At 70.1% G+C, this 24,333-nt stretch carries 23 protein-coding genes; 4 read left to right on the top strand and 19 right to left on the bottom strand.

The window, feature by feature from the left end:
• From ruvX to RL72_RS16535, 6 genes are all read right to left on the bottom strand, one after another.
• On the bottom strand, positions 1-474 hold the full coding sequence (ruvX, locus tag RL72_RS16560) for a Holliday junction resolvase RuvX (RefSeq protein ID WP_045251977.1): 474 nt from the start codon (positions 472-474) through the stop codon (positions 1-3).
• Positions 471-3,131, bottom strand: a complete 2,661-nt coding sequence (alaS, locus tag RL72_RS16555) for an alanine--tRNA ligase (protein WP_045251976.1) — start codon at positions 3,129-3,131, stop codon at positions 471-473. Before alaS ends, ruvX begins: the two co-directional genes overlap by 4 nt.
• Positions 3,132-3,198: 67 nt before the next feature.
• Positions 3,199-3,390, bottom strand: a complete 192-nt coding sequence (locus tag RL72_RS16550) for a hypothetical protein (RefSeq protein WP_045251975.1) — start codon at positions 3,388-3,390, stop codon at positions 3,199-3,201.
• A 132-nt stretch (positions 3,391-3,522) separates the two neighbouring features.
• Positions 3,523-4,152 (bottom strand): 30S ribosomal protein S4, encoded by a 630-nt coding sequence (gene rpsD / locus RL72_RS16545; RefSeq protein ID WP_052674487.1) that lies wholly within the window; start codon positions 4,150-4,152, stop codon positions 3,523-3,525.
• 158 nt (positions 4,153-4,310) lie between these two features.
• Positions 4,311-5,636 carry an acyltransferase family protein gene (locus tag RL72_RS16540; RefSeq protein WP_052674469.1) on the bottom strand — a complete coding sequence of 442 codons (1,326 nt, stop codon included), beginning with the start codon at positions 5,634-5,636 and terminating at the stop codon, positions 4,311-4,313.
• A gap of 5 nt (positions 5,637-5,641) precedes the next feature.
• Positions 5,642-6,979 (bottom strand): replication-associated recombination protein A, encoded by a 1,338-nt coding sequence (locus RL72_RS16535; protein WP_082072486.1) that lies wholly within the window; start codon positions 6,977-6,979, stop codon positions 5,642-5,644.
• 142 nt (positions 6,980-7,121) lie between these two features.
• On the opposite strand from RL72_RS16535, the gene RL72_RS16530 reads away from it, so the two are divergent.
• From RL72_RS16530 to RL72_RS16515, 3 genes are all read left to right on the top strand, one after another.
• On the top strand, positions 7,122-7,415 hold the full coding sequence (locus tag RL72_RS16530) for a hypothetical protein (protein WP_045251974.1): 294 nt from the start codon (positions 7,122-7,124) through the stop codon (positions 7,413-7,415).
• An 87-nt stretch (positions 7,416-7,502) separates the two neighbouring features.
• On the top strand, positions 7,503-9,056 hold the full coding sequence (locus RL72_RS16520) for a DUF349 domain-containing protein (protein ID WP_374700506.1): 1,554 nt from the start codon (positions 7,503-7,505) through the stop codon (positions 9,054-9,056).
• An 89-nt stretch (positions 9,057-9,145) separates the two neighbouring features.
• Positions 9,146-9,703: a type IV toxin-antitoxin system AbiEi family antitoxin gene (locus RL72_RS16515; RefSeq protein WP_052674468.1), complete on the top strand. Its 558-nt coding sequence runs from the start codon at positions 9,146-9,148 to the stop codon at positions 9,701-9,703.
• 36 nt (positions 9,704-9,739) lie between these two features.
• On the opposite strand, the gene RL72_RS16510 is transcribed toward RL72_RS16515, so the two are convergent.
• From RL72_RS16510 to pdxS, 11 genes are all read right to left on the bottom strand, one after another.
• A complete protein-coding gene (locus RL72_RS16510) occupies positions 9,740-12,001 on the bottom strand; it encodes a RelA/SpoT family protein (RefSeq protein ID WP_045251973.1) in 2,262 nt (753 codons plus the stop codon).
• A gap of 90 nt (positions 12,002-12,091) precedes the next feature.
• A complete protein-coding gene (gene secF / locus RL72_RS16505) occupies positions 12,092-13,093 on the bottom strand; it encodes a protein translocase subunit SecF (protein WP_045251972.1) in 1,002 nt (333 codons plus the stop codon).
• The gene (secD, locus tag RL72_RS16500; RefSeq protein WP_045251971.1) at positions 13,093-14,820 is read right to left on the bottom strand and encodes a protein translocase subunit SecD; all 1,728 of its coding nucleotides are present in this window, start codon (positions 14,818-14,820) and stop codon (positions 13,093-13,095) included. Before secD ends, secF begins: the two co-directional genes overlap by 1 nt.
• Positions 14,821-14,873: 53 nt before the next feature.
• Positions 14,874-15,305 (bottom strand): preprotein translocase subunit YajC, encoded by a 432-nt coding sequence (locus tag RL72_RS16495; protein ID WP_045251970.1) that lies wholly within the window; start codon positions 15,303-15,305, stop codon positions 14,874-14,876.
• 76 nt (positions 15,306-15,381) lie between these two features.
• Positions 15,382-16,410 (bottom strand): Holliday junction branch migration DNA helicase RuvB, encoded by a 1,029-nt coding sequence (gene ruvB, locus RL72_RS16490; protein ID WP_045251969.1) that lies wholly within the window; start codon positions 16,408-16,410, stop codon positions 15,382-15,384.
• The gene (ruvA, locus tag RL72_RS16485; RefSeq protein WP_045251968.1) at positions 16,403-17,020 is read right to left on the bottom strand and encodes a Holliday junction branch migration protein RuvA; all 618 of its coding nucleotides are present in this window, start codon (positions 17,018-17,020) and stop codon (positions 16,403-16,405) included. The genes ruvB and ruvA overlap by 8 nt, the downstream gene beginning before the upstream one ends.
• A 9-nt stretch (positions 17,021-17,029) precedes the next feature.
• On the bottom strand, positions 17,030-17,617 hold the full coding sequence (ruvC, locus tag RL72_RS16480; RefSeq protein ID WP_045251967.1) for a crossover junction endodeoxyribonuclease RuvC: 588 nt from the start codon (positions 17,615-17,617) through the stop codon (positions 17,030-17,032).
• A 35-nt stretch (positions 17,618-17,652) separates the two neighbouring features.
• The gene (locus RL72_RS16475; protein WP_052674467.1) at positions 17,653-18,243 is read right to left on the bottom strand and encodes a GrpB family protein; all 591 of its coding nucleotides are present in this window, start codon (positions 18,241-18,243) and stop codon (positions 17,653-17,655) included.
• Between the two features lie 20 nt (positions 18,244-18,263).
• Positions 18,264-19,022, bottom strand: coding sequence for a YebC/PmpR family DNA-binding transcriptional regulator (locus tag RL72_RS16470; RefSeq protein ID WP_045251966.1), 759 nt, complete (start codon positions 19,020-19,022; stop codon positions 18,264-18,266).
• A gap of 185 nt (positions 19,023-19,207) precedes the next feature.
• Positions 19,208-19,816, bottom strand: a complete 609-nt coding sequence (pdxT, locus tag RL72_RS16465) for a pyridoxal 5'-phosphate synthase glutaminase subunit PdxT (RefSeq protein WP_045251965.1) — start codon at positions 19,814-19,816, stop codon at positions 19,208-19,210.
• Positions 19,813-20,715, bottom strand: a complete 903-nt coding sequence (gene pdxS, locus RL72_RS16460; RefSeq protein WP_045251964.1) for a pyridoxal 5'-phosphate synthase lyase subunit PdxS — start codon at positions 20,713-20,715, stop codon at positions 19,813-19,815. The genes pdxT and pdxS overlap by 4 nt, the downstream gene beginning before the upstream one ends.
• An 87-nt stretch (positions 20,716-20,802) precedes the next feature.
• Here pdxS and pdxY point away from each other — a divergent pair, with 87 nt between their 5' ends.
• Positions 20,803-21,657 carry a pyridoxal kinase PdxY gene (gene pdxY, locus RL72_RS16455; RefSeq protein WP_045251963.1) on the top strand — a complete coding sequence of 285 codons (855 nt, stop codon included), beginning with the start codon at positions 20,803-20,805 and terminating at the stop codon, positions 21,655-21,657.
• Positions 21,658-21,707: 50 nt separating this feature from the next.
• Here pdxY and RL72_RS16450 read toward each other — a convergent pair whose 3' ends face one another.
• Positions 21,708-22,268 carry an HIT family protein gene (locus tag RL72_RS16450; protein ID WP_045251962.1) on the bottom strand — a complete coding sequence of 187 codons (561 nt, stop codon included), beginning with the start codon at positions 22,266-22,268 and terminating at the stop codon, positions 21,708-21,710.
• On the bottom strand, positions 22,265-24,193 hold the full coding sequence (thrS, locus tag RL72_RS16445; RefSeq protein WP_052674486.1) for a threonine--tRNA ligase: 1,929 nt from the start codon (positions 24,191-24,193) through the stop codon (positions 22,265-22,267). The genes RL72_RS16450 and thrS overlap by 4 nt, the downstream gene beginning before the upstream one ends.
• Between the last annotated feature and the right edge of the window lie 140 nt (positions 24,194-24,333).

Below are 24,333 nucleotides of genomic sequence, written 5' to 3'. Positions count from 1 at the left end.
TCAGCGGTTCTCCTCGTCCAGACTCAGGGTCACGCCGGCGGGCCTGCCCGTCCCCTTCTCCGTGTCGATGGCGTGCTGCAGCAGCACGACGGCGGCCGCCTGATCCACGACGCCGCGGGAGGTGCGCTGCGTGCGCCCGGAGGCGCGCAGCGCCTGGTGGGCGGTGACGGTGCTCAGCCGCTCGTCGATCAGGCGCACCGGGCACCCGCTCGCGCGTCCGAGCGCGACCGCGAAGTCGCGGGCGTCCGTGGTCGAGGCGGTGTCCTCGCCGCGGAGGTTGATCGGCAGGCCCACCACGAGCTCGATCGGCTCGTACTCGGCGACCAGCTGCGTGATCCGCGCCGCAGAGGAGTCGTCGCGGGAGACGGTCTCCACAGGCACCGCGAGCAGGCCGTCGGGATCGCAGCGGGCGACCCCGATCCGGGCCCGTCCGACGTCGATCCCGAGCCGCACACCACGTCGGAAACCGGTCACGCGCGTCGCAGCTCCTGCTCGATCGCGGCGAAGGCCGACGGCAGTGCGGCCGCATCGGATCCGCCGCCCTGCGCGACGTCGTCACGGCCCCCTCCTCCGCCGCCGAGCACACCGGCGGCGATCTTGGCGAGGGCGCCGGCCTTGACGCCCGTGGCGCGAGCGGCGTCGTTGACGGCGACGACGACCATGGGCCGTCCGTTCGCGACGCCAGAGATCGCCACGACCGCGGCCGTGGACCCGAAGGTGTCGCGCACACCGGTCGCGATCTCGCGCACGTCGTCCGCTCCGGACACAGTGCCGAGGTCGTGCGCGACGAACTGGACCGAGCCCAGCGAGGTCGCGGTCTGCGCGATCGCCGGCACACGGCCCGCGCGCTCCGCGGCCTCGAACTGCGCGATGCGCTTCTCGGCCGCCTTGAGCTGCGCGGCCATGTCCGCGACGCGCTCGGTCAGCTGCTCGCGCGGCGTCTTCAGCGCCGAGGTGAGCTGCGAGACGAGCGCGCGCTCGGCGGCGAACTCGCGGAACGCGTCCTGACCGACCAGGGCCTCGACGCGACGGTTCGACGCGCCCACCGAGGATTCGCCGACGAGGTTGATGAGGCCGATCTCGGCACTCGACGAGACGTGCGTGCCGGCGCACAGCTCGCGCGACCAGGGACCGCCGATGTCGACCATGCGCACCGTGGAGCCGTACTTCTCGCCGAACAGCGCCATCGCCCCGGCGGCCTTCGCGTCGTCCAGCGACATGATGCGCGTCGTGACCTCGAGCCCCTCCTGCACGGCGCGGTTGGCGATCTCCTCGATCTCCGTCTTGGTCTCGGCGGAGAGCGCCTGGCCCCACGAGAAGTCGAACCGGAGATAGCCCGCACGGTTCAGCGATCCGGCCTGCGTGGCGGTCTTGCCCAGGGTGTCGCGCAGCGCGGCGTGCACAAGGTGGGTGGCGGAGTGCGCCTGACGGGCCGCACGCCGATTGGCGGCGTCGACGGTCGTCGTCGCGGGCGCGTCGACCGACACCACACCGCTGGTGACCTCGACCGTGTGACTGATCAGGCCCGGGACCGGGCGCTGCACGTCGAGCACCTCGAGGGAGTAGCCGGGGCCGGTGATGACGCCCTTGTCGGCGACCTGGCCGCCGGACTCGGCGTAGAGCGTGGTCTCGGCCAGCACGATCTCGGCCACCTGGCCCTCGGCGGCGCTCGCGACCGATGCCCCGTCGACGAGGATGCCCAGCACCGTGGTCCCCGTCTCCAGCTCGTCGTAACCGAGGAAGGCGGTCTCGCCCCTCGCGCGCAGGTCGCCGTACACCGACACGTCCGCGATCTGGCGCTTGCGGCTGCGCGCGTCGGCCTTTGCCCGCGCGCGCTGCTCCTGCATCAGGGAGTCGAACGCCGCGCGGTCGACGCTCAGTCCGGCCTCCTCGGCGATCTCGAGGGTGAGGTCGATCGGGAAGCCGTAGGTGTCGTGCAGCAGGAACGCCTCGGAACCGTTCAGCGTCGCGGATCCGGACTTCTTGGTGTCGGCCAGAGCCAGGTCGAGGATCGTGGATCCGGCGTCGAGTGTGCGGCGGAAGGTCTCCTCCTCCGCGTTCGCCGCGGCGGAGAGCTGCGCCCAGTCCTGCTCGAGGATCGGGTACGCCGACTTCATCGCGTCCTTGGAGGCGGCGAAGAGCTCGCCGAACACGGGCTCGTCGACCCCCAGCAGACGCATCGAGCGCACGGTGCGGCGCATCAGGCGGCGCAGGATGTAGCCGCGGCCCTCGTTCGAGGGACGCACGCCGTCCGACAGCAGCATGAGCGAGGAGCGCACATGGTCGGCCACGACGCGGAAGCGCACGTCGTCGGCGTGCTCTGCGCCGTAGGCACGGCCGGAGAGCTCCACCGCACGATCCAGCACAGGACGGACCTGATCCGTCTCGTACATGTTCTCGACGCCCTGCTTCAGGAACGCGACGCGCTCGAGGCCCATGCCGGTGTCGATGTTCTTCATCGGCAGCTCGCCGACGATGTCGAACTCGGTCTTGCCCTGGATGTTGTCGATGAAGTCCTGCATGAACACGAGGTTCCAGATCTCCAGGAACCGGGTGTCGTCGACCGCGGGGCCGCCGTCCTTGCCGTAGGCCGGACCGCGGTCGAAGAAGATCTCACTGTCCGGACCGCCGGGACCGGGCTGGCCGGTGTTCCAGTAGTTGTCCGCGCGCCCCAGGCGCTGGATGCGCTCGGGCTTCAGGCCGATGACATCGCGCCAGATGGCCTCCGCCTCGTCGTCGGTCTCGAAGACGGTGACCCAGAGGTCCTTCTCGTCGAAGCCGAGCCCGCCGTCGCTCTCGGAGCCGGTCAGCAGCTCCCAGGCGTAGCGGATCGCGCCCTCCTTGAAGTAGTCGCCGAACGACCAGTTGCCGAGCATCTGGAAGAAGGTGCCGTGCCGGGCGGTACGACCGACCTCCTCGATGTCGTTGGTGCGGATGCACTTCTGCAGGTCGGCGATGCGGGGGTGCGGCGCCGGGACCAGTCCGGTGAGGTACGGGATCATCGGCACCATGCCGGCCACGGTGAACAGCAGGGAGGGGTCGTCGCTCACGAGGGACGACGAGGGGACGATCAGGTGATCGTTCTTCTCGAAGTAGCTCAGGTAGCGCTGCGCGATCTCCGCGGTCTTCATGCTCGTCGGGGGGTCCTTGCTGTCAGGGCGCGCCGGAGCGCGAATTCGGGAGAGGGAGGGTCCCGCGTCAGTCCGCGGTGCTGTCCTGGGTGAGACGGGCCTCCTGCGCGCGGAACGCGTCGGCGAAGATCCCCGTGATCTCGTTGATCCGGTCGTCGACGGCGGCCAGCACATCGTGGCCGCGCGGGTCCTTGTTCAGGAAGTGCGCGGCGACGAAGCCGCCGATCACACCGATGAGGAACCACAGCAGGCTCTTCATGTCACCACCTCCGGGTCGGGCCGCTCGTCACAACGGTCTCCATCGTATGCGCAAACGCCGAGGAGGCGCCGGGGATGCCCCCGACGCCTCCTCGGCGTGTTCGCAGAGTTCGCTGAACTCAGCGGGACTCGATCAGCGCGCGGCGTAGTACTCGACGACCAGCTGCACGTCACAGGTCACGGGGACCTCGGCGCGCTTCGGGCGACGGACCAGACGGGCCTCCAGCTTGTCGAGCTCGACCTCGAGGTAGCCCGGAACGGGGGGCAGGACCTCGGCGTGACCGCCGGCAGCCGCCACCTGGAAGGGCTCGAGGCCCTCGCTCTTGGCCTTGACGTGGATGAGCTGACCCGGCTTCACGCGGAACGACGGGCGGTCGACGAGCTGGCCGTCGACGAGGATGTGACGGTGCACGACGAGCTGGCGGGCCTGCGCGGTGGTACGCGCGAAGCCGGCACGGAGCACGAGCGCGTCCAGACGCATCTCGAGCTGCTCGACGAGGTTCTCACCGGTCAGACCGTCCTTGCGACGGGCCTCGTTGAACTGGATGACCAGCTGCTTCTCGCGGATGCCGTACTGCTCGCGGAGACGCTGCTTCTCGCGCAGACGGACGGCGTAGTCGCTGTCGGCCTTGCGCTTGGTGCGGCCGTGCTCGCCCGGAGCGTAGGGACGCTTCTCGAGGTAGCGGGCGGCCTTCGGGGTGAGCGCGACGCCGAGGGCGCGCGACAGACGCACCTTGCGGCGGTCCTGGGACTTCGTGACCACGAAGTGTTCCTTTCGATACGCGGCCGTGTCCGTCACGGCTCGCGGACGTATCGTCTCGATTCCGCCCCTCACGAACGCACGCCGGGGCGGACGAGAGGGTGGTGCAGGAGTGGAGAGATGCCCGAAAACTCTGTTTCGAGCCGATCCATGCTATCAGATCAGGCCTGAGCGCCCGGTCCGGGACGCGGGGCGCCGGCGCGCACCTCCGCCGGGCCGCCCGCCGCGCCGGGCTGAGGCTCGGACGAGGATCCGGGACCGCCCGCCGTCAGCCACGCGATCGCCGCGGCGAGCAGGGCGATCGCGACCCCGGTGCCCCATGAGAGGTACCCCTGGGTCAGCACCCACCCGACGCTCACGACGAGCACGGCGGCGCAGGTCACGGCTCCCGCCAGCGGCATCGATCGTCTGCGCTCCGGCGGCCAGACGCGTTCGAGGCGAGGGACGACGAGGCAGAGCAGCGCGATCACGACGACGATCGCGAGCACCCACGGGACGCGGGTGATCCACCAGGTGGGCGTGAGCACGGGAGGGAAAGGCAGGCCGAGCGCCAGCTGCACGCCGACGACGACGGCCATCGCCACGGTGTGCCAGAGATAGACGACCATGCCGAACGTGCCCAGCGCGCCGATCGTCACCAGCACGGGCCGCATCCGCATCGCCGCGCGGATCGTCGGCTGCAGCAGCGTGAAGAGATACACCTGCGCCAGGCCGAGCAGGAGCAGCAGCACGGTCGGCGGATTGAGGTTCGCGATCATGTCGGGGTCGTAGCCCATCCCGAAGACTGCGACGGCCATCAGGCCGTATGCGACGAGCGCCAGGAGCAGGAGCAGCCACCGAGGACGCCGCGAGTACCACTGATCCCGCACGCCGAAGCCGAGCTGCTGCACGAACAGCCAGACGAAGAGCCAGTTCAGCGCACCGATCGGCACGTGCAGGTACCGGTCGGCGAGATCGACGGCGACGGCTCCTCCGGCCAGCGCGAAGTAGGTGGCCCATGCCGCACGGCGGTGCAGCGCGGCCATGAGCGGCACGAAGGAGGTGCAGATCGCGTACACCGCGATGAACCACAGCGGCTCGGCGAGACGGAAGGCGAAGGAGCGGAGGAACCCGGGATCCGCCCCGCACAGCGCGAGCACGCCGAGGGTCAGGAGCACGGCCAGCATCGCCAGCAGCACGGGACGCGCGAGCCTCAGCATGCGCCCGCGGATGTACTCCGCCGCCGACCCGCCGGCGCCGTGCACGCGACGCCAGGTGGTGATCCCGGCGAACCCTCCCGCGATGAAGAACGTGGGCATGATCATCCCGACCCAGGTGATCGCCGTCAGCGGCTTCCACTCCGCGAGGGCGTTGAAGGCCCGGAGCGGATCGCCGGCGATGCCCATCTGGAGAGCATGCAGCAGCACGACGACCGGCAGGCAGATGGCGCGGACGAAGTCGATGGACAGGTCGCGATCCGGCGGAATCCGCGGAACGGCACGGGCCATGTCGTCTACCCCTCCCCCAGGATGCGCCTGATCCTCTCCAGACGAGCCTGCACCTCTCGCTCTGCGCCGAGCGCCTTGGGCTGATAGTAGCGACGTCCGCGCAGCTCGTCGGGGAGATACTGCTGCGGCACGATCCCCGCGTCGTTGTCATGCGGGTAGCGGTAGCCCTTGCCATGGCCGAGCCGCTTGGCGCCGGGGTAATGGGCATCGCGCAGGTGCACGGGCACACGGCCGAAACCCCCGGCGCGGATGTCGGCGATCGCCGCATCGATCGCGAGGTAGGCCGCGTTCGACTTCGCCGTCGTCGCGAGGTAGACGGTGGCCTCCGCGAGCGGGATCCGCCCCTCGGGCATGCCGATGAACGCGACCGCATCGGCCGCGGCGGTCGCGATCACGAGCGCTTGCGGGTCGGCGAGACCGATGTCCTCCGAGGCGGAGATCACCAGGCGCCGAGCGATGAACCGCGGATCCTCCCCCGCCTCGATCATGCGCGCCAGGTAGTGCACGGCCGCGTCGACATCCGATCCGCGGATCGACTTGATGAACGCGCTGATCACGTCGTAGTGCTCGTCGCCCTGACGGTCGTAGCGCAGCAGGGCGCGGTCCACGGCCTGTGCCACGTCGTCGTCGGTGACCGTCGCCGTCTCGTCCTCGGTGAGGCGATCGGGCGCGGTGGCGACGGCCGCCGCCGCCTCCAGCCCGGTGAGTGCGCGGCGGGCGTCGCCGGACGCCAGGCGGATGAGAGCCGCGCGGGCGCTCTCGTCGAGATCGACCGCGCCGTTCAGGCCCCGCGGATCCGCGACCGCACGGTCGATCAGGAGCCCGATGTCGTCGTCCGTGAGCGGCTGCAGCGTGAGCAGGAGCGATCGGGAGAGCAGCGGAGAGATCACCGAGAACGACGGGTTCTCCGTCGTCGCGGCGATGAGGATCACCCAGCCGTTCTCCACGCCCGGCAGCAGCGCGTCCTGCTGCGCCTTCGTGAAGCGGTGGATCTCGTCGAGGAAGAGGATCGTGGACTGACCGTACAGGTCTCGCTGGTTCAGGGCCTCCTGCATGACCTCGCGGACGTCTTTCACGCCGGCGGTGATGGCGGAGAGCTCGACGAAGCGACGCCCGGACGAGCGGGCGATGGCCTGGGCCAGGGTGGTCTTGCCGGTTCCCGGCGGCCCCCACAGGATCATCGACACGCTCGACGCCGTCTTCGCGGACGCGTCCGCCAGCGTCACGATCGGCGAGCCCGGTCGCAGCAGATGCTGCTGCCCCGCGACCTCGTCGAGCGAGATCGGGCGCATCCGCACCGCGAGCGGCGTCTGGCCGCTCATCAGCGGGGCTCCAGGAGTCATGACCACAAGGCTATCCGCGCCGTCGGACACTTCGACTTGCTCCGCTCGCTCAGCACGCGGCACTTCGACTCGCTCCGCTCCGGCTGTGCTCGACGCCCCACCGCGCGCGGTAGGCTCTCTCCTCGACATCCCGGGAGGATCCATGGCCGCTCGCCGTCCGACGAACGCCCGTGCGCAGCAGGCGCGCGTCCAGCAGGAGCGTGCCCGCCTGCACGCGGCGCGCCAGGGCCTGCACGCCGCAGCCGTCCGCCGCCGGGTGCGCGACAACACGATCGCCGTCGTCGTGGGCGCGCTCATCGTCGTGGGGGCGATCGTGAGCCAGGTCGTCCACGCCGAGGCGACCGCCCCCGTACCCACGCCGTCACCCTCGGTCAGCCCTGCCGTGACGCCCGCCACGTCTCCGGCGCCGTCCCCCACGGACACGCCCGCCGGCTGAGCCGCTCCCCTCTCGCGGCAGCACGCGGCGTACTAGGCTGAGGCTGTCCTTTCCGCCTCCCGCGGCCCGCCGCGCAAGGAGTTCACCGTGTCCATCGAAGAGCACACCCCCGAAGACCCCGCGACCGAGCAGCCGTCCGAGCAGAACGCGGCGCCGGCGACAGACGACGCGCCCGAGACGCACGCCGCAGCCACTGCGGCCGAGGCGCCCGCCGCCGAATCCGAGGCTCCCGCCGAGAATGCCGAGGTTCCCGCCGAGGAGCCCGCTGAGCGCACGGCCGCCGCCGCGCCCGCTGTGCCGGCGCCGCGTCCTCCTGCGACGCCGCGCCCGCCGGCCATGCCGCGTCCGCCGGCATCGGCGATCCGGCCGGCCGCACCGGCCGCACCGGCCGCCCCTGTCGTGGTGGACACCGCCGCCGCCGCGGAGTGGGGCCGCGTGACCGACGACGGCACCGTCTCCGTCCGCGAGGGCGAGACCTGGCGCGAGGTCGGGCAGTACCCCGACGGCACTCCGGCGGAGGCGCTCGCCTACTTCGCCCGCAAGTATGAGGACCTGGCGTTCAAGGTCAACACGCTCGAGCAGCGGGTGCAGGCCGGAGGCTCCGGCGCCGGCGATCTCGCCAAGCAGGCCCAGCACCTCGTCACCGAGGTGACCGACGCCGCAGCCGTCGGCGACCTCGCCGGTCTCCGTGCGCGCCTCGACGCGCTCGCCGGATCCCTCGCCGAGGCCTCGGCCGCGGAGGCGCAGGAGGCGAAGGCCGCCGTCGACGCCGCGATCGCCGAGCGCACCGCGCTCGTCGAGCGTTCGGAGGCCATCGCCGCGCAGGACCTCTCCTCCGTGCAGTGGAAGACGGTCACCGAGGAGATGGGCGCGCTGTTCGACGCGTGGCAGAGCCACCAGCAGAACGGCCCCCGGCTGCCGAAGGGCGTGGCGAACCAGCTCTGGAAGCGCTTCCGCGACGCGCGTGCCACGGTCGATCGCCAGCGCCGCGCGTTCTACGCCGAGCTCGACGAGACGCACAAGGCGGCGCGAGACCGCAAGTCCCGCCTGGTCGAGCGCGCCGAAGCCCTCGCACCGAAGGGCGTGGACGGCATCCCCGCCTACCGCGGACTCCTCGACGAGTGGAAGGCTGCAGGGCGCGCCGGACGCAAGGCCGATGACGCGCTGTGGGCGCGGTTCAAGGCGGCCGGAGACGCCCTCTACTCGGCCCGCGCGGAGCAGGCTGCCGCGACCGAGGCCGAGTCGGCGCCACGCATCGAGGCGCGCACCGCGCTGCTCGAGGAGGCGAAGGCCGTCGCCGACGAGCCCAACCTCGCCAAGGCCCGCGCGCTGCTGACCCGGATCCAGCGGCAGTGGGACGAGGTCGGACGCATCTTCCCCCGCGAGAAGGAGCGCGCGCTGGATGACCGGCTGCGCGTCATCGAGCAGGAGCTGAAGGCCCGCGAGGACGTGGACTGGAAGCGCAACAACCCCGAGACCAAGGCCCGCGCCGGCGCGATGAGCGAGCAGCTCCAGCAGGCGATCGCCAAGCTCGAGGCCGAGCGCGACGCCGCGGAGAAGTCGGGCAACGCGAAGGCTCTGAAGGAGGCGACGGAGGCTCTCGAGGCCCGTCGCGCCTGGCTCGACGCCCTCGGCGGCTGAGCCGGCTGCGACGCCCCGCACGCGGGAGTTGTCCACAGGGCGGGGATCTTCGGATCCCCGCCCTGTGTCGTGTGCCGCACACTGGAGCGATGCGCGGTTTCTTCCTGCATGTGCCCGGCGATCGGCTCTCGGTGTCGGAGCTCTCGGCCGCGCGCCTCGACGGCGACGTCGTGGATCTCGGCGAGTCGTATGCTCCGGCAGACCTGGTGGAGACCGCCGCCCTCCGCGCCGCCTCCCTCCTGCCCCTGACCGCCGGGATCAGAGGAGCGGCCTTCGCCGGGATGAGCGCCGCCTGGATCCACGGCGCCGGGGATGCCCCGCCCGAGGTGCACGAAGTGCAGAGCGCGACCGGTCGGCGCCTTCGTGTGCCCGCTACTCGGCGTCTGATCGTCCACGATCCTGTGCCGGATCCCGTCGACCTCCAGGTCGTGGGCGGTGTGACGGTGACGACGCCCGAGCGCACCGTCATCGACCTGCTGCGCTGGCCGGTCACCCACCCGAGGAGGCACGAGTGGGCGCGTCTGCTCGTGCAGGTCGATCCCCAGCTCGCGCACCGCGCCGCGATCCGCTTGTCCGCGCTGCACCACGGCCCCGGCCATCACCGTGCCGTGCGCTTCCTCGCGGCGCGCGGAGCCGGTGCCGCCTGACGCCGCGGCGACGGCCCGAGGCGCCAGGCTCCGCTCTCAGGACGAGGTGACCCGGTACACGTCGTAGACGGCGTCGATCCGTCGCACGGCGTTCAGCACCCGATCGAGATGCACGGTGTCGCCCATCTCGAAGACGAAGCGGCTCAACGCCAGACGGTCGTTCGTGGTCTGCACCGTCGCGGAGAGGATGTTGACGTGGTGCTCGCTGAGCACCCGCGTCACATCGGACAGCAGCCCTGACCGGTCCAGCGCCTCGACCTGGATCTGCACCAGGAACACGCTGCGGGTGGTGGGCGCCCACTCGACGTCGACCATGCGGTCCTTCTCGACCGCGAGAGCCTTCACGTTGACGCAGTCGGAGCGGTGCACGGAGACGCCGCTCCCCCGCGTCACGAAGCCGACGATGTCGTCCCCCGGAACCGGCGTGCAGCACTTCGCGAGCTTGACCAGGATGTCGGCCGCGCCGCGGACCAGCACACCCGAGTCTCCCTCGCGCGGGATCCGGCTGCGCCCGTGGGGCGGCACGTCGATCGCCCCGGTGGAGGTGTCCTCGGCCGTCGAGACGAGCGCGGTGACCTTCTCCAGCACCGACTGGGTGGAGACGTGTCCTTCGCCCACGGCCGCGTACAGCGCGGAGACGTCCTCGTAGCGCAGCTGATGGGCGACCTCGGTGAACGACTCCTGGCTCATCAGGCGCTGCAGCGGCAGGTTCTGCCGGCGCATCGCGCGGGCGATCGCCTCCTTGCCCTGCTCGATCGCCTCTTCGCGGCGCTCCTTCGTGAACCAGCCGCGGATCTTGTTCCGCGCGCGGGTGCTCTTGACGAAGGTCAGCCAGTCCTGGCTGGGACCGGCGTCGGGGTTCTTCGAGGTGAAGACCTCGACCACGTCGCCGCTGTTGAGCGCGGTCTCCAGGGGCACGAGGCGCCCGTTGACCTTCGCGCCCATCGTGCGGTGGCCGATCTCGGTGTGCACCGCGTACGCGAAGTCGACCGGCGTCGCGCCGGACGGCAGCCCGATCACACGGCCCTTGGGCGTGAAGACGTAGACCTCCTTCGCACCGATCTCGAAGCGCAGTGAGTCCAGGAACTCGCTGGGGTCGGCGGTCTCCGCCTGCCAGTCCGAGATGTGCGCCAGCCACGTCATGTCGGCATCGGCGGTGGAGCCCTTACCCCCGCCGTTCATCCGCTCCTTGTACATCCAGTGCGCCGCGACGCCGAACTCGGCCTGCTGGTGCATCTCGTGCGTGCGGATCTGGATCTCCACCGTGCGCCCGCCGGGGCCGATCACCGTCGTGTGCAGCGACTGGTAGAGGTTGAACTTCGGGGTCGCGATGTAGTCCTTGAACCGGCCGGGCAGCGGCGTCCAGCGCGCGTGGATCGCGCCGAGGACCGCGTAGCAGTCACGCACCGTGCTGACCAGCACCCGGATCCCGATGAGGTCGTAGATGTCGTCGAACTCACGACCCCGGACCACCATCTTCTGGTAGACGGAGTAGAGCTGCTTGGGGCGACCGGCGACCTTGCCGCGCACGCGCAGGTCGCGCAGGTCGCTCTCGACCGCGTCGACGACCTCGCGGATGTACTTCTCGCGCTGAGGAGTGCGCTGCTTGATGAGACTGTCGATCTCCGCGTAGATCTTCGGGTGCAGCACGGCGAACGAGAGGTCCTCGAGCTCCGACTTGATCGCCTGGATTCCGAGGCGATGCGCGAGCGGAGCGTAGATCTCCAGCGTCTCGGTCGCCTTCTTGGCCGCCTTCTCCGGCGGGACGAAGCCCCAGGTGCGCGCGTTGTGCAGGCGGTCGGCGAGCTTGATGATCAGCACGCGGATGTCCTTCGACATCGCCACGATCATCTTGCGGACGGTCTCGGCCTGCGCGCTGTCGCCGTACTTGACCTTGTCGAGCTTGGTGACGCCGTCGACGAGCATCGCGACCTCGTCGCCGAACGTCGCGGTCAGCTCGGTGAGCGCGTATCCCGTGTCCTCGACCGTGTCGTGCAGCAGGGCCGCCGCGATGGCGCGGGGACCGAGACCGAGGTCGGCCAGGATCTGCGCCACCGCCAGCGGGTGCGTGATGTACGGCTCGCCGCTCTGGCGCTTCTGCCCCTGGTGCTTCTCCGCGGCGACGGCATAGGCGCGCTCGATGATCGCGAGATCGCCGCGCGGATGGTTCTGCCGCACCGTGCGGATGAGGTTGTCGAGATCGTTGATCCGCGGCGCGCGCGAGAAGATGCGGGGCACGAGCCGTCGCAGACTCGAACCCTGCGCCGGCGCTCCCGGCGTCGTCCCGACCTCGCTCATCCGACCTCCAGGCAGATCATCCTACAAGTGCCCAGGAGGGCAGGCTCCGTCGCACGTCGGAGACCCGGGGTCCGCCGATCGTCCGCGACATCAGACCTCGACGGCGCTGAGGGTCGCGCGGTCGCGCGCCGCCAGGACCCGCTTGTCGTGCTCGCGGATCGCCGGCTCGTTCTCGCGGAACAGCGAGTACAGCGGCGCGGCCACGAACAGGGTCGAGTAGGCGGCGACGATGATGCCGACGAAGATCGACAGCGAGATGTCCGTCAGCGTCTGCGCGCCGAGCCAGAACGCACCGATGAACAGGATTGCGCCGACCGGGAGCGCGGCGATGACCGCGGTGTTGATCGATCGGATCAGCGTCTGGTTCACGGCGAGGTTGACCGACTCCCCGAAGGTGCGGGACGACTTGGCCCCCTCCTCCGTGGTGTTCTCGCGGATCTTGTCGAACACGACCGTGGTGTCGTACAGCGAGTAGGCGAGGATCGTCAGGAAGCCGATCACGGCCGCGGGCGAGATCTCGAAGCCCGCCAGCGCGTACACGCCGATGGTGATGACCAGCACGTCCAGGAGGCCCAGGATCGAGGCCGCCGACATCTTCCAGGTGCGGAAGTAGATCGCCAGGATGAGGAACGTCAGAGCGAGGAAGATCGCGAGGCCCCAGAGCGACTGCCGGGTCACGCCCTCTCCCCAGCTCGGGCCGATGAATGAGGTGTTCACCTTGTCCTCGGCGACGCCGTAGGCCTTCGCCAGCGCCGCGGCGACGTCGTGCGACTGCTGCTCGCTCTTGAGCTGAGCCGTCTGCACGCGGATGTCGCGGTTGTTGACCGTCGTCACCTTGGTGGTGACGTTCGGCAGCACCGAGCGCACCGCCGTCGTCGCGAGGCCCTGGTCGCGGTTCGCGGGCGCCTCGACCGTGAACTGCGAACCGCCGGTGAACTCGATCGAGAACTGCACCGGGCGGAACAGCGGCACAAGTGCCGAGCCCACGACGAGCAGGATCGCGATGATGAACCAGATCCGCCGCTTTCCGACGAACGGGAAGGAGGTCTTGCCGGAGTAGAGGTCGTTGCCGAACTCGTTCATGGAGCGCATCAGTCGTTCTCCCCGTTCCGGCTCGCGCCCTTGGATGCTTCGGCGAGTGCCTCCGCCCGCTTTCGTTCGGCGATGGTCTGACGGCGCTCCGCCTCACCGCGGGAGCGGCTGGCGCGCGCGGCCTTGCCTTGGGACGAGGTGACCACCTCCCGGTATTCGCTGCGTCCGCGGTAGACGGCGCCGAGAGCCTCCGGATCCATGCCCGACAGTGGGTGTCCGTTCCCGAAGAACCGCGTGCGCGCCAGGATCTGCATGACGGGGTGCGTGAACACCACGAAGATCAGCACGTCGATGATCGTCGTGAGACCGAGCGTGAACGCGAAGCCCTTCACCGTCGCGTCGGCGAGGATGTACAGCACGACCGCAGCCAGGATGTTGATCGACTTCGAGATGTAGATCGTGCGCTTGGCGCGGCTCCAGCCGTCCTCGACGGCGCCGGTGATCGACTTGCCGTCGCGCAGCTCGTCTCGGATGCGTTCGAAGTACACGATGAACGAGTCCGCGGTGAATCCGATCGACACGATCAGGCCCGCGACGCCGGCCAGCGACAGGCGGAAGCCCATGCGCCAGCCGAGGATGCAGATCAGTGCATAGGTGATGACCGCCATGACGGCGATCGACGCGATGATCACGAAACCCAGCGCCCGGTAGCTGAGGAGCGAGTAGATCGCCACCAGCCCGAGGCCGATGAGGCCTGCGAGCAGACCGATCTGCAGCTGCTGAGATCCGAGGGTCGCCGAGATCGTGTCCGAGCTCTGGACCGTGAAGCTCAGCGGCAGGGCACCGAACTTGAGCTGGTCGGCGAGGCTCTTCGCCGTCTCCTGGGTGAACGAACCGCTGATCGAAGGGCGGCCGTCGAGGATGACGCCGTTCATGGACGGCGCCGAGATGACCGATCCGTCCAGCACGAACGCGAACTGGTTGCGCGGCGTCTGGTTCTGCTGCGTGAACGCGTAGAGACGCTGGCTCACCTTGCCGAATGCATCGGTGCCCTTGCCGTCGAAGGTGAGGTTGACCTCCCACTGGCCGTTCTGCTGGTTGAGACCGGCGGCGGCGTCCTTGATCGAGGTCCCGTCGAGCTCGACCGGGCCGAGCAGGTACTTCGCCTGACCGCTGGTGTCGCAGGCGATGAGCGGCTGGTCGGCGGGCTGCTTCGCGGCGTCGCGCTTGGTCTTGCAGTCGTAGGAGAGGAACTCCGCCTGCAGCTTCGGCGTCACCCACGACATGTCACTGCCGTCGGTGGGCGACGGCGAGGGTGTCGAGGCGAGGCCGGGCGCCGGAGTCGGGTACGGCGTGGACTTGCCGTCGTCGCCCACGAAGGACGTCGCGGGGCTCGTCGCTGCCAGCACCGAGCGCAGCTCCATCTTCGCGCTCGCCTGGATGCGGTTGCGCGTCGCCTCGTCCGCCTTGCCGGCGATCTGCACGACGATGTTCCGGCCGCCCTCGGTGGTGATGTCGGACTCGCCGACGCCCGAGGCGTCCACGCGCTGACGGATGATCTGCGAGGCCTGCGTGAGCTGCTCGGCGTTCGGGTCCTTGCCGTCGGCCGTCTGCGCGCTGAGGATGATCTGCGTGCCGCCCTGCAGGTCGAGGGCGAGCTGAGGCGTCCAGGAGCTCTTGCCGAAGCCGTACACGCCGAGGGCGTTCAGTCCGAACAGCACGCCGATGGCGATGAGCAGGCCGAGCAGGACCCGCCAGGCGTGCTTGACGGGAGAAGACGATGCCACGAAGGTTCTTCGCTTTCTGAGGGGTCGGGAGTGCGTCGAGCGCGGAGCGCTCGTCAGTTCTTGTCGTCGGCGTCGCGCTCCAGGCGCGCGCGGGTCTCCTCGGCCGACTCGATCGTGATGTCCTTGGCGCGCTCGTCCAGTGGCGTCTGCTCGTCCAGCGGGGTGTGCGCGGTCTCATCGACCGGAGCGCTCTGCTCCTCGTCGACGATGCGCAGGATCGCCTGCGAGTGCACCTCGATGACCACGCCCGGGGCGATCTCCACCTTCGCGGGGCGATCCAGGTTGTCGGCGTCGAACTCGACGATCGTTCCGTACAGTCCGCCCTGCAGCAGCACCTTCGCGCCGGGGACGGTCTCCTTGGCCTTCTTCTCCTGCTCCTCCTTCATCCGCTTGTTGCGACGGCGGGTCGAGAGAACCATGAAGACGAGCAGGATGGCCAGGACGAAGAACAGGCCGTACTGCGAGAAGAAGGTCGCGATATTCATGCGAGAAGAGAGCCTTTCGGGCGTTCACGCCACCAGCGGCGTGCGGAAAGAGGGGGACGGTGAAAGTCTCCAGCGATTATAGGTCATCGAACAACGCGGCCCCCTCGGGGTGCGCGATGCCCAGGTGCGCATACGCCTCCGGCATCGCGATCCGGCCGCGCGGCGAACGGCCGAGGAATCCGATCCGCACCAGGTACGGCTCCACGACGCTCTCGATCGTGTCGGCCTCCTCGCCGACGGAGACGGCGAGCGTGCTGAGCCCCACCGGCCCTCCGCGGAACCGCCGCACGACCGCGTCGAGCACGGCCCGGTCCAGGCGGTCCAGCCCGATGCGGTCGACGTCGTAGAGCTCCAGCGCGGCGCGCACGTCCTCGACGGCGGCCGATGCGCCCGCTCCGTGCACGAGCGCGTAGTCGCGCACGCGCCGCAGCAGGCGGTTGGCGATGCGCGGGGTGCCCCGGGAGCGCCGCGCGATCTCCGCGCGCGCGATCGGAGGGATGTCGACGCCGAGCACGATCGCCGAGCGTTCCACGACGCGTTCGAGCTCGCCCGGGTCGTAGTACTCGAGGTGCGCGGTGAACCCGAACCTGTCGCGGAGCGGGTTGGGCAGCAGCCCCGAACGCGTCGTGGCGCCGACCAGGGTGAACGGCGCGAGCTCGAGCGGGATGCTCGTCGCCCCCGCGCCCTTGCCGACCATGATGTCGATCCGGAAGTCCTCCATCGCGAGATAGAGCATCTCCTCCGCGGAGCGCGCCATCCGGTGGATCTCGTCGATGAACAGCACCTCGCCGGGCGTGAGGCTGCTGAGCAGCGCGGCGAGATCGCCGGCGTGCTGGATCGCGGGGCCGCTCGACATGCGCAGGGGGCGTCCGCTCTCGTGCGCCACGATCATCGCCAGGGTGGTCTTGCCCAGTCCGGGCGGGCCGGAGAGCAGGATGTGGTCGGCGGGCCGATCCTGGATCCTGGCGGCGTCCAGCAGCAGCTTCATCTGCCCGCGGACCTTGTGCTGTCCCACGAACTCGTCCAGGCTCGACGGGCGCAGCGCGCCCTCGATCGCGAGCTCGGCCGCGTCGACGACCTCGCCCGAGTCGCGGAACTCAGCCACGGGCGCCTCCGCCCTGGGCAGGGCCGAGGGCGGCCAGCGTGCGCCGCAGGAGCAGCGCGACGGATCCGCGCTCGGTCGCGCTGGCATCGGCCGTGCTGCGCTCCGCCGCCTCGGCCGCAACCCGCTCGGACCACCCCAGGCCGATCAGCGCGGCGATGAGCTGGGTACTGATCTCATCGGGGATCGAGGCCGCCGAGGGCGCAGCCACCGGCGGCTGCAGCTTGCCGGTGAGCTGCACGACGATGAGCTTGGCGGTCTTCGGACCGATCCCGGAGACCCGGCGGAACGGCGCGTCGTCGTCGGCCGCCACGGCCGCGGCGATCTGGTCCACGGACAGGTGCGAGAGCACTCCCAGTGCGGACTTGGGCCCGACGCCCGTCACCGACAGGAGGTGTCCGAAGACCTCGAGCTCCGCCGCATCCGCGAAGCCGTAGAGCGACAGCGCGTCCTCCCGCACGATGAGCGTGGTGTGCAGGCGCAGCTCCTGGCCGACTCGCGCCGTGTGCGCGACGTCACCGGGGACCGCGACGGAGAAGCCGACTCCCCCGACCTCGATGACGACGGAGTCCGTGGTCGTGGACAGCACGGTGCCGCGCAGGGAGGAGATCATGTCAGCAGTCTACGCACGTGCTCGTAGGTATGTTCGAGCGACACGCTCCGCGTCCGCCCATGCCCGCTGCGCGGGCGTCTGCGGCCCGGCGTCCGCGCCCGCCGCGCCGAGCCCCGGGCCTCGCCAGGCATGGCACAGCGCGATCGCGAGCGCGTCGGCGGCGTCCGCGGGCTGAGGCGGCGCGTCCAGACGCAGGATGCGGGCGATCATCGCCTGCACCTGCTTCTTGTCGGCGGAGCCGTATCCGGTGACGGCGGCCTTCACCTCGCTCGGCGTGTGGGTCGCGGCGGGCAGGCCGTGCTCCGCGGCCACGAGCAGCGCGACGCCGCTCGCCTGCGCGGTGCCCATGACGGTGTGGCTGTTCTGCTGGGCGAACACCCGCTCGACGGCGACGGCATCGGGGGCGTGCTCGGCGATGACGGCGCGGATCCCCGCCGCGACCGCCGCGAGCCGCTCGCCGATCGGCGCGTCCACAGGGGTGCGGATCACGCCGACGTGCACGAGGGTGCCGCGGCGCATCGGATCGACGTCGACGACCCCGACGCCGCAGCGGGTGAGGCCGGGATCGATGCCCAGAACGCGTCGCACTCCCGTCATGACTCCAGGCTATGCGCGGATCGGATCCGGGATGCTCAGGCGCGCGGCCAGCCCATCGCGTACTGGGCCCGATCCATGAAGTCACTCTTGGCGCGGGTGTAGTCGTCGTAATCGGCCGCGCCCGCGTGCTGCTCGGCGAGGGCACGCTTCAGGCGCTCGTACTCCCCCGCGGCCGCCGGGTCCGCGCGCAGCCAGTCGCGGAAGGACAGCACGAAGTCGGCGAAGGAGGAGCCCGCGCGGCGTACGTGGAGGATGATGCCGCGCACGGACGGCTCGGACTCCGTCTCCTGGACGTAGAGGAGCTTCTCGTGGTGCTGCGGATCCGATCCCGGGCGCGGGATGTCGAAGTCCACGCCCGGCGAGTCGGCGCGAGACCCGCGGGCGCGCGAGAACCCCGCGGGGGCGAGCGCCGCGGTCGTCGCCTCCTCGTCCGGGAGCCGCGGCACGAGCACCTGGATGTCGACGTACGGCTTCGCAGCGAGCCCGGGCACCGCGGTCGATCCGATGTGCTCCACGGCCAGGGCGTGGACGCCTGACGCTGCCAGGTCGGACGCGATCCGCTGCATCCACCGCTGAGCGACCGATGGCCACGACGGGTCGTACGAGACGATCTCCGGCGCGGCCATCGGCGGTGGTCCTGCGGGTCTTACTCGTCGTTCTCGAGCTCGGCCTGCACCTCGGCGGTGAGGTCGAAGTTCGCGTAGACGTTCTGCACGTCGTCGCTGTCCTCGAGCGCGTCGATGAGACGGAAGATCTTGCGTGCGGCCTCGGCGTCGATCTCGACCTTGAGGTTCGGCACGAACTCGACGTCGGCCGACTCGTACTCGATCCCGGCCTCCTGCAGCGCGGTGCGCACCGCGACCAGATCCGAGGCGTCGGTGATGACCTCGTAGCCCTGCGCGTGCGGCTCGATCTCCTCGGCCCCGGCCTCGAGCGCCGCCATCATGACGTCGTCCTCGGTGGTGTTCTCGCCGTCGACGACGATGACACCCTTGCGCGTGAAGTTGTAGGCGACGCTGCCCGGATCCGCGAGCGTCCCGCCGTTGCGGCTGAGCGCGGTGCGGACCTCGGCGGCCGCGCGGTTCTTGTTGTCGGTCAGGCACTCGATCATCAGGGCCACGCCGTTGGCGCCATAGCCCTCATACATGATCGAGCTGTACTCGACCGACTCGCCCCCGATGCCGGCGCCGCGCTTGATGGCGCGGTCGATGTTGTCCTTCGGGACCGAGGTCTTCTTCGCCTTGAGCACGGCGTCGAACAGCGTCGGGTTGCCCGCCTGGTCAGGTCCGCCGAGCTTCGCGGCGACCTCGATGTTCTTGATGAGCTTGGCCCAGGACTTGGCACGGCGCGCGTCGATGACGGCCTTCTTGTGCTTGGTCGTGGCCCACTTGGAATGCCCGGACATATGTCTCCCGCTCGTATCCGCCCCGGGGTTCATCCCGCCAGGGCATCGTCCATTCTAACGAATCAGCCATCCCCGTCGTTGCCGGGCCCTCTGCCCAGGACACAACGCAGGAGTCTCCCGTCGTCGGAACCGCCAGGGAACGGCATTCCGACCGGAACTCCTGCGTTGTGCGTCGGCGGTGCCGGTCAGGCGGCGACGGCGGACCGGCGTGCCTCGACGAGCTGCAGCAGCCGGGCGTGCAGACGCGTCTCGCCGTTCATCTCCGGATGGAAGCTCGTGCCGAGCAGACCGCCCTGCTCCACCGCCACGACGCCGCCGTCGGGGAGCGAGGCGATCGCCTTCGCCCGTGGGCCCACGCGGGTGATCAGAGGTGCGCGGATGAAGGTCGCCGCGACCTCGCCGTCGATGCCCTGCACGGCGAGCGTCGTCTCGAACGACTCGACCTGCCCGCCGAACGCGTTGCGCGCGACGGTGACGTCGAGGCCGCCGAAGGTCAGCTGGCCGTCGATCGCACCCTGGATCTCGTCCGCGAGCAGGATCAGCCCGGCGCAGGTGCCGTAGACCGGAAGCCCGTCGGCGATCAGCGCGCGCAGAGGCTCGCGCAGCCCGAAGATCCGGGAGAGCTTGTCGATCACGCTCGACTCGCCGCCCGGGATGACGAGCCCGTCCAGGTCGGCCAGCTGCTCGGGGCGGCGGACGAGGACCGCCTCCGCCCCGAGCGCGGTGAGGATCGCCGCGTGCTCGCGCACATCGCCCTGCAGCGCGAGCACTCCGATCCGCACAGGCGATGTCACCAGCCGCGCTCCGCGAGACGGTGCGGTGCGGGCAGGTCGGAGACGTTGATGCCGACCATGGCCTCGCCGAGGCCGCGCGAGACCTGCGCGATCACCGCGGGGTCGTCGTAGGCGGCGGTCGCCTTCACGATCGCCGCGGCGCGGGCGGCCGGGTCACCGGACTTGAAGATCCCGGATCCGACGAACACGCCGTCTGCGCCGAGCTGCATCATCATCGCCGCGTCGGCGGGCGTCGCCACTCCCCCGGCCACGAACATCACGACCGGCAGCGCGCCCTTCTCCGCCACCTCGGCGACGAGCTCGTACGGCGCCTGCAGCTCCTTCGCCGCGACGTACAGCTCGTCCTTCGACAGCGACGTCAGGCGGGCGATCTCGCCGCGGATGGTGCGGATGTGCTTCATCGCCTCGGAGACGTCGCCGGTGCCCGCCTCGCCCTTGGAGCGGATCATGGCCGCGCCCTCGGTGATGCGACGCAGCGCCTCGCCGAGGTTGGTGGCGCCGCAGACGAAGGGAACGGTGAAGCCCCACTTGTCGATGTGGTTCACGTAGTCGGCCGGCGAGAGCACCTCGGACTCGTCGATGTAGTCGACGCCGAGCTCCTGCAGCACCTGGGCCTCCACGAAATGCCCGATGCGCGCCTTCGCCATGACCGGGATCGACACCGCCGAGATGATGCCGTCGATCATGTCCGGGTCGCTCATGCGCGACACGCCGCCCTGCGCGCGGATGTCTGCGGGCACCCGCTCCAGGGCCATGACCGCGACGGCGCCGGCGTCCTCGGCGATCTTCGCCTGCGCCGGGGTGACGACGTCCATGATGACGCCGCCCTTGAGCATCTCTGCGAGGCCGCGCTTGACGCGACCGGTGCCGGTGGTGGGCTCGGGTGCAAGTTCTGTCATAGGACAGAGCATACGCTGTCTGCAACGGAGACTCACACTCGGGAGACAGTGGCCGGATCCGCTCGCGGCAGGTGAGAGGATCGAGGAATGCTCACCGTGCTCTCGATCCAGTCCGCCGTCGCGTACGGCCATGTCGGCAACTCCGCGGCGGTCTTCCCCCTCCAGCGCATCGGCGTCGAGGTGCTCCCCGTCTACACCGTGAACTTCTCCAACCACACGGGCTACGGGGCGTGGCGCGGGCCGCTGATCGCACCGGAGGACGTGCGCGAGGTCGTCACCGGCATCGAGGAGCGCGGCGTGCTCGGCGAGATCGACGCCGTGCTCAGCGGCTACCAGGGCGGAGAGGGCATCGGCGACGTCATCATCGACGCCGTGGCGCGTGTGAAGGCCGCCAACCCGAACGCCGTGTACGCGTGCGACCCGGTCATGGGCAACGCGAAGTCCGGCTGCTTCGTGGCGCCCGCGATCCCCGTGCTGCTGCGCGACCGCGTCGTCCCGGTCGCCGACATCATCACCCCCAACCAGTTCGAGCTGGGCTTCCTCACCGGCACCGAGCCCGACACGCTGGAGTCGACCCTGGCCTCCGTCGACGCCGCGCGCGCCATGGGCCCGAACACCGTGCTCGTCACGAGCGTCGAGCGTCCGGATCGGGAGGAGGGCACGATCGAGATGCTCGCCGTCGACGACAAGGGCGCGTGGCTCGTGGCCACGCCGCACCTGCCCATGAAGGCGAACGGATCCGGCGACGTCACTGCGGCGCTGTTCACGGCGCACTACGTCGAGACCGGCGACGCCAAGGTCGCGCTCGAGCGCACCGTGTCCAGCGTGTACGAGCTGCTGCGCCTCACGCTCGATTCCGGCGCGCGCGAACTGCAGCTCATCCCGGCGCAGGAGTTCTACGCGAACCCGCCGCTGCAGTTCACCGCTCGCCAGGTGCGCTGAGCCCCGCGGTGCACGGGCCGCTCAGGCGCGTGCACCGCTCGTGGCAAGGATCAGGCGGGCCAGGCCGCGGCGACGGTGTTGCGCACGTCGCCGAGCAACTGCGGCAGAGCCTTCGTCTTCGCGATGATCGGGAAGAAGTTGGCATCGCTGTTCCAGCGCGGAACCACGTGCTGGTGCAGGTGCGCATCGACGCCCGCGCCGGCGACGGCGCCCTGGTTCATCCCGATGTTGAAGCCGTCGCAGCGCGACGTGGCCTTCAGCACCCGCATGGCCGTCTGCGTCAGGGCCCCGATCTCGGCGACCTCCTCCGCCGTCGCCTCGTCGTACGTCGCGATGTGGCGGTACGGGCACACGAGCAGATGGCCGGAGTTGTACGGGAACAGGTTCAGCAGCACGTACGCCGTGCGACCGCGCGCCACGATCAGCCGCTCCTCGTCGGGGTGCTTGGGCGCCTCGCAGAACGGGCACTCCTCGCGCAGCGGCTCCGGGCCCGCCTGGATGTAGGTCATCCGGTGCGGCACCCAGAGGCGCTGGAACTCGTCGGGGACGCCGGCCAGATGCGCGGCGTCCTCCAGGCGCGCCTCGCCTGCGGCGTCCCCGGCGTCGGTCATGCCAGATCGCCCGCCGTCTGGATCAGGGCGTGGCTCTCGACCGCGCGACGCACGCGCTCCACGGCCTCGGCGAGGGGCACGCCGTTCTCCTGCGTTCCGTCGCGGAACCGGAACGAGACCGTGCCCGCGGCCCGGTCCTGCTCCCCCGCGATCAGGATCAGCGGCACCTTGCCGGTGGTGTGGTTGCGGATCTTCTTCTGCATGCGCTCGTCGGAGTGGTCGACGTCGGCACGGATGCCGGCCTCGCGGAACGCCGCGACGGCGTCGTCCAGATACTCGGCGAACTCCTCGGCCACGGGGATCCCCATGACCTGGACCGGCGAGAGCCAGAGCGGGAAGTCGCCCGCGTAGTGCTCGAGCAGGATCGCGAAGAAGCGCTCGATCGAGCCGAACAGGGCGCGGTGGATCATGATCGGGCGCTTCTTCTGCCCGTCCTTGTCCGTGAACTCCAGGTCGAAGCGCTCCGGCAGGTTCGGGTCGACCTGAACCGTGGAGAGCTGCCACACGCGGCCGATCGCGTCGGTCGTCTTGAGGTCGATCTTCGGGCCGTAGAAGGCCGCCTCACCGGGGACCTCGGTCAGCTTGAGCCCGGACGCCAGGGCGACGTTGCGCAGCGCGTTCGTCGAGTACTCCCAGAACTCGTCGGATCCGATCCACTTGTCCTTCTCGTCGTCGCGCATCGAGAGCTCGAGCTCGAAGTCGCTGAGACCGAAGTCGCGGAGCATCGACAGGATGAACTCGAGGACGTTCGTGACCTCCGACTCCAGCTGGTCGGGCGTGACGAACAGGTGCGAGTCGTCCTGGGTGAAGCCGCGCACGCGGGTCAGTCCGTGCAGGGCGCCGGAGAGCTCGTTGCGGTAGACCGTGCCGTTCTCGGCCAGCCGGAGGGGCAGGTCCCGGTAGCTGCGCGCACGCTCCTTGTAGATCAGGATGTGCATCGGGCAGTTCATGGGCTTCAGGTAGTAGTCCTGGCCCTGCTTGGTGATGTGCCCGTCCTCGTCGCGCTCCTCGTCCATGCGGATCGGCGGGAACATGCCGTCGCGGTAGGTGACGAGGTGGTTGGACGTGAGGAACAGATCCTCCTTGGAGATGTGCGGCGTGTACACGTAGTTGTACCCGCCGGCGATGTGCCGACGGCGCGCATGCTGCTCCATCTCCCCGCGGATGATGCCGCCGCGCGGGTGCCACACCGAGAGTCCGGAGCCGATCTCGTCGGGGAACGAGAACAGGTCCAGCTCCTTGCCGAGGCGCCGGTGGTCGCGCTTCGCGGCCTCCTCCAGACGCTGCTGGTAGGCGCGCAGCTCGTCCTTGCTCGGCCAGGCCGTGCCGTAGATGCGCTGCAGCTGCGGGTTCTTCTCGGATCCGCGCCAGTAGGCCGCCGCGATGCGGGTGAGGTCCCAGCCGTTGCCGATCATGCGGGTGTTCGGCAGGTGCGGGCCGCGGCAGAGGTCCTTCCAGACGACCTCCCCGTCCTTGGCGACGTTGTCGTAGATCGTGAGCTCGCCCTCGCCGACCTCGACCGAGGCGCCCTCGGTCTTGTCGGCGCCGGGGCCCTTCAACCCGATGAGCTCGAGCTTGAACGGCTCGTCCGCGAGCTCCGCCCGCGCCTCGTCGTCGGTGACCACGCGGCGCACGAAGCGCTGGCCCTCGCGCTGGATCCGCTGCATCTCCTTCGAGATCGCCTTGACGTCCTCCGGGGTGAACGGGGTGTCCACGCCGAAGTCGTAGTAGAAGCCGTCCGTGATGGGCGGGCCGATGCCGAGGTTCGCCTGCGGCTTGATCCGCTGCACGGCCTGCGCGAGCACGTGCGCCGTGGAGTGCCGCAGGATGGCGAGGCCCTCGGGGCTGTCGATGGTGATGGGCTGGACGTCGTCGTCCTCATTCACGAGGGCGGCGAGATCCTTCTGCTGCCCGTTGACGAGCATCGCGACGACGGAGCGGTCGCTGTACGGGCCGTTCGCGCCGTACAGGGCGAAACCGTCGCACGGGTAGGACGGCAGTTCGGGGGCGGACACAGGATTCTCAGACAAAGGAAGTTCTCCAGTTTGGCGATGGTCTCGGCTCA

Source organism: Microbacterium azadirachtae, from assembly GCF_000956545.1.
Taxonomy (GTDB): domain Bacteria; phylum Actinomycetota; class Actinomycetes; order Actinomycetales; family Microbacteriaceae; genus Microbacterium; species Microbacterium azadirachtae.
The sequence above is the reverse complement of the archived record's forward strand: the minus strand, read 5'-3'. Positions and strand labels throughout refer to the sequence as shown.

Coding starts and splice junctions, on each gene's coding strand:
- RL72_RS16470 (WP_045251966.1), bottom strand. CDS start 19,022: ATGTCCGGGCATTCCAAGTGGGCCACGACCAAGCACAAGAAGGCCGTC.
- ruvA (WP_045251968.1), bottom strand. CDS start 17,020: ATGATCTCCTCCCTGCGCGGCACCGTGCTGTCCACGACCACGGACTCC.
- pdxY (WP_045251963.1), top strand. CDS start 20,803: ATGCTCACCGTGCTCTCGATCCAGTCCGCCGTCGCGTACGGCCATGTC.
- RL72_RS16495 (WP_045251970.1), bottom strand. CDS start 15,305: ATGAATATCGCGACCTTCTTCTCGCAGTACGGCCTGTTCTTCGTCCTG.
- alaS (WP_045251976.1), bottom strand. CDS start 3,131: ATGAAGACCGCGGAGATCGCGCAGCGCTACCTGAGCTACTTCGAGAAG.
- ruvC (WP_045251967.1), bottom strand. CDS start 17,617: ATGACGGGAGTGCGACGCGTTCTGGGCATCGATCCCGGCCTCACCCGC.
- pdxS (WP_045251964.1), bottom strand. CDS start 20,715: ATGACAGAACTTGCACCCGAGCCCACCACCGGCACCGGTCGCGTCAAG.
- thrS (WP_052674486.1), bottom strand. CDS start 24,193: ATGCTCGTCAACGGGCAGCAGAAGGATCTCGCCGCCCTCGTGAATGAG.
- RL72_RS16540 (WP_052674469.1), bottom strand. CDS start 5,636: ATGGCCCGTGCCGTTCCGCGGATTCCGCCGGATCGCGACCTGTCCATC.
- RL72_RS16535 (WP_082072486.1), bottom strand. CDS start 6,979: ATGACTCCTGGAGCCCCGCTGATGAGCGGCCAGACGCCGCTCGCGGTG.
- secF (WP_045251972.1), bottom strand. CDS start 13,093: ATGCGCTCCATGAACGAGTTCGGCAACGACCTCTACTCCGGCAAGACC.
- RL72_RS16450 (WP_045251962.1), bottom strand. CDS start 22,268: ATGACCGACGCCGGGGACGCCGCAGGCGAGGCGCGCCTGGAGGACGCC.
- RL72_RS16515 (WP_052674468.1), top strand. CDS start 9,146: ATGCGCGGTTTCTTCCTGCATGTGCCCGGCGATCGGCTCTCGGTGTCG.
- RL72_RS16475 (WP_052674467.1), bottom strand. CDS start 18,243: ATGGCCGCGCCGGAGATCGTCTCGTACGACCCGTCGTGGCCATCGGTC.
- RL72_RS16550 (WP_045251975.1), bottom strand. CDS start 3,390: ATGAAGAGCCTGCTGTGGTTCCTCATCGGTGTGATCGGCGGCTTCGTC.
- RL72_RS16530 (WP_045251974.1), top strand. CDS start 7,122: ATGGCCGCTCGCCGTCCGACGAACGCCCGTGCGCAGCAGGCGCGCGTC.
- RL72_RS16510 (WP_045251973.1), bottom strand. CDS start 12,001: ATGAGCGAGGTCGGGACGACGCCGGGAGCGCCGGCGCAGGGTTCGAGT.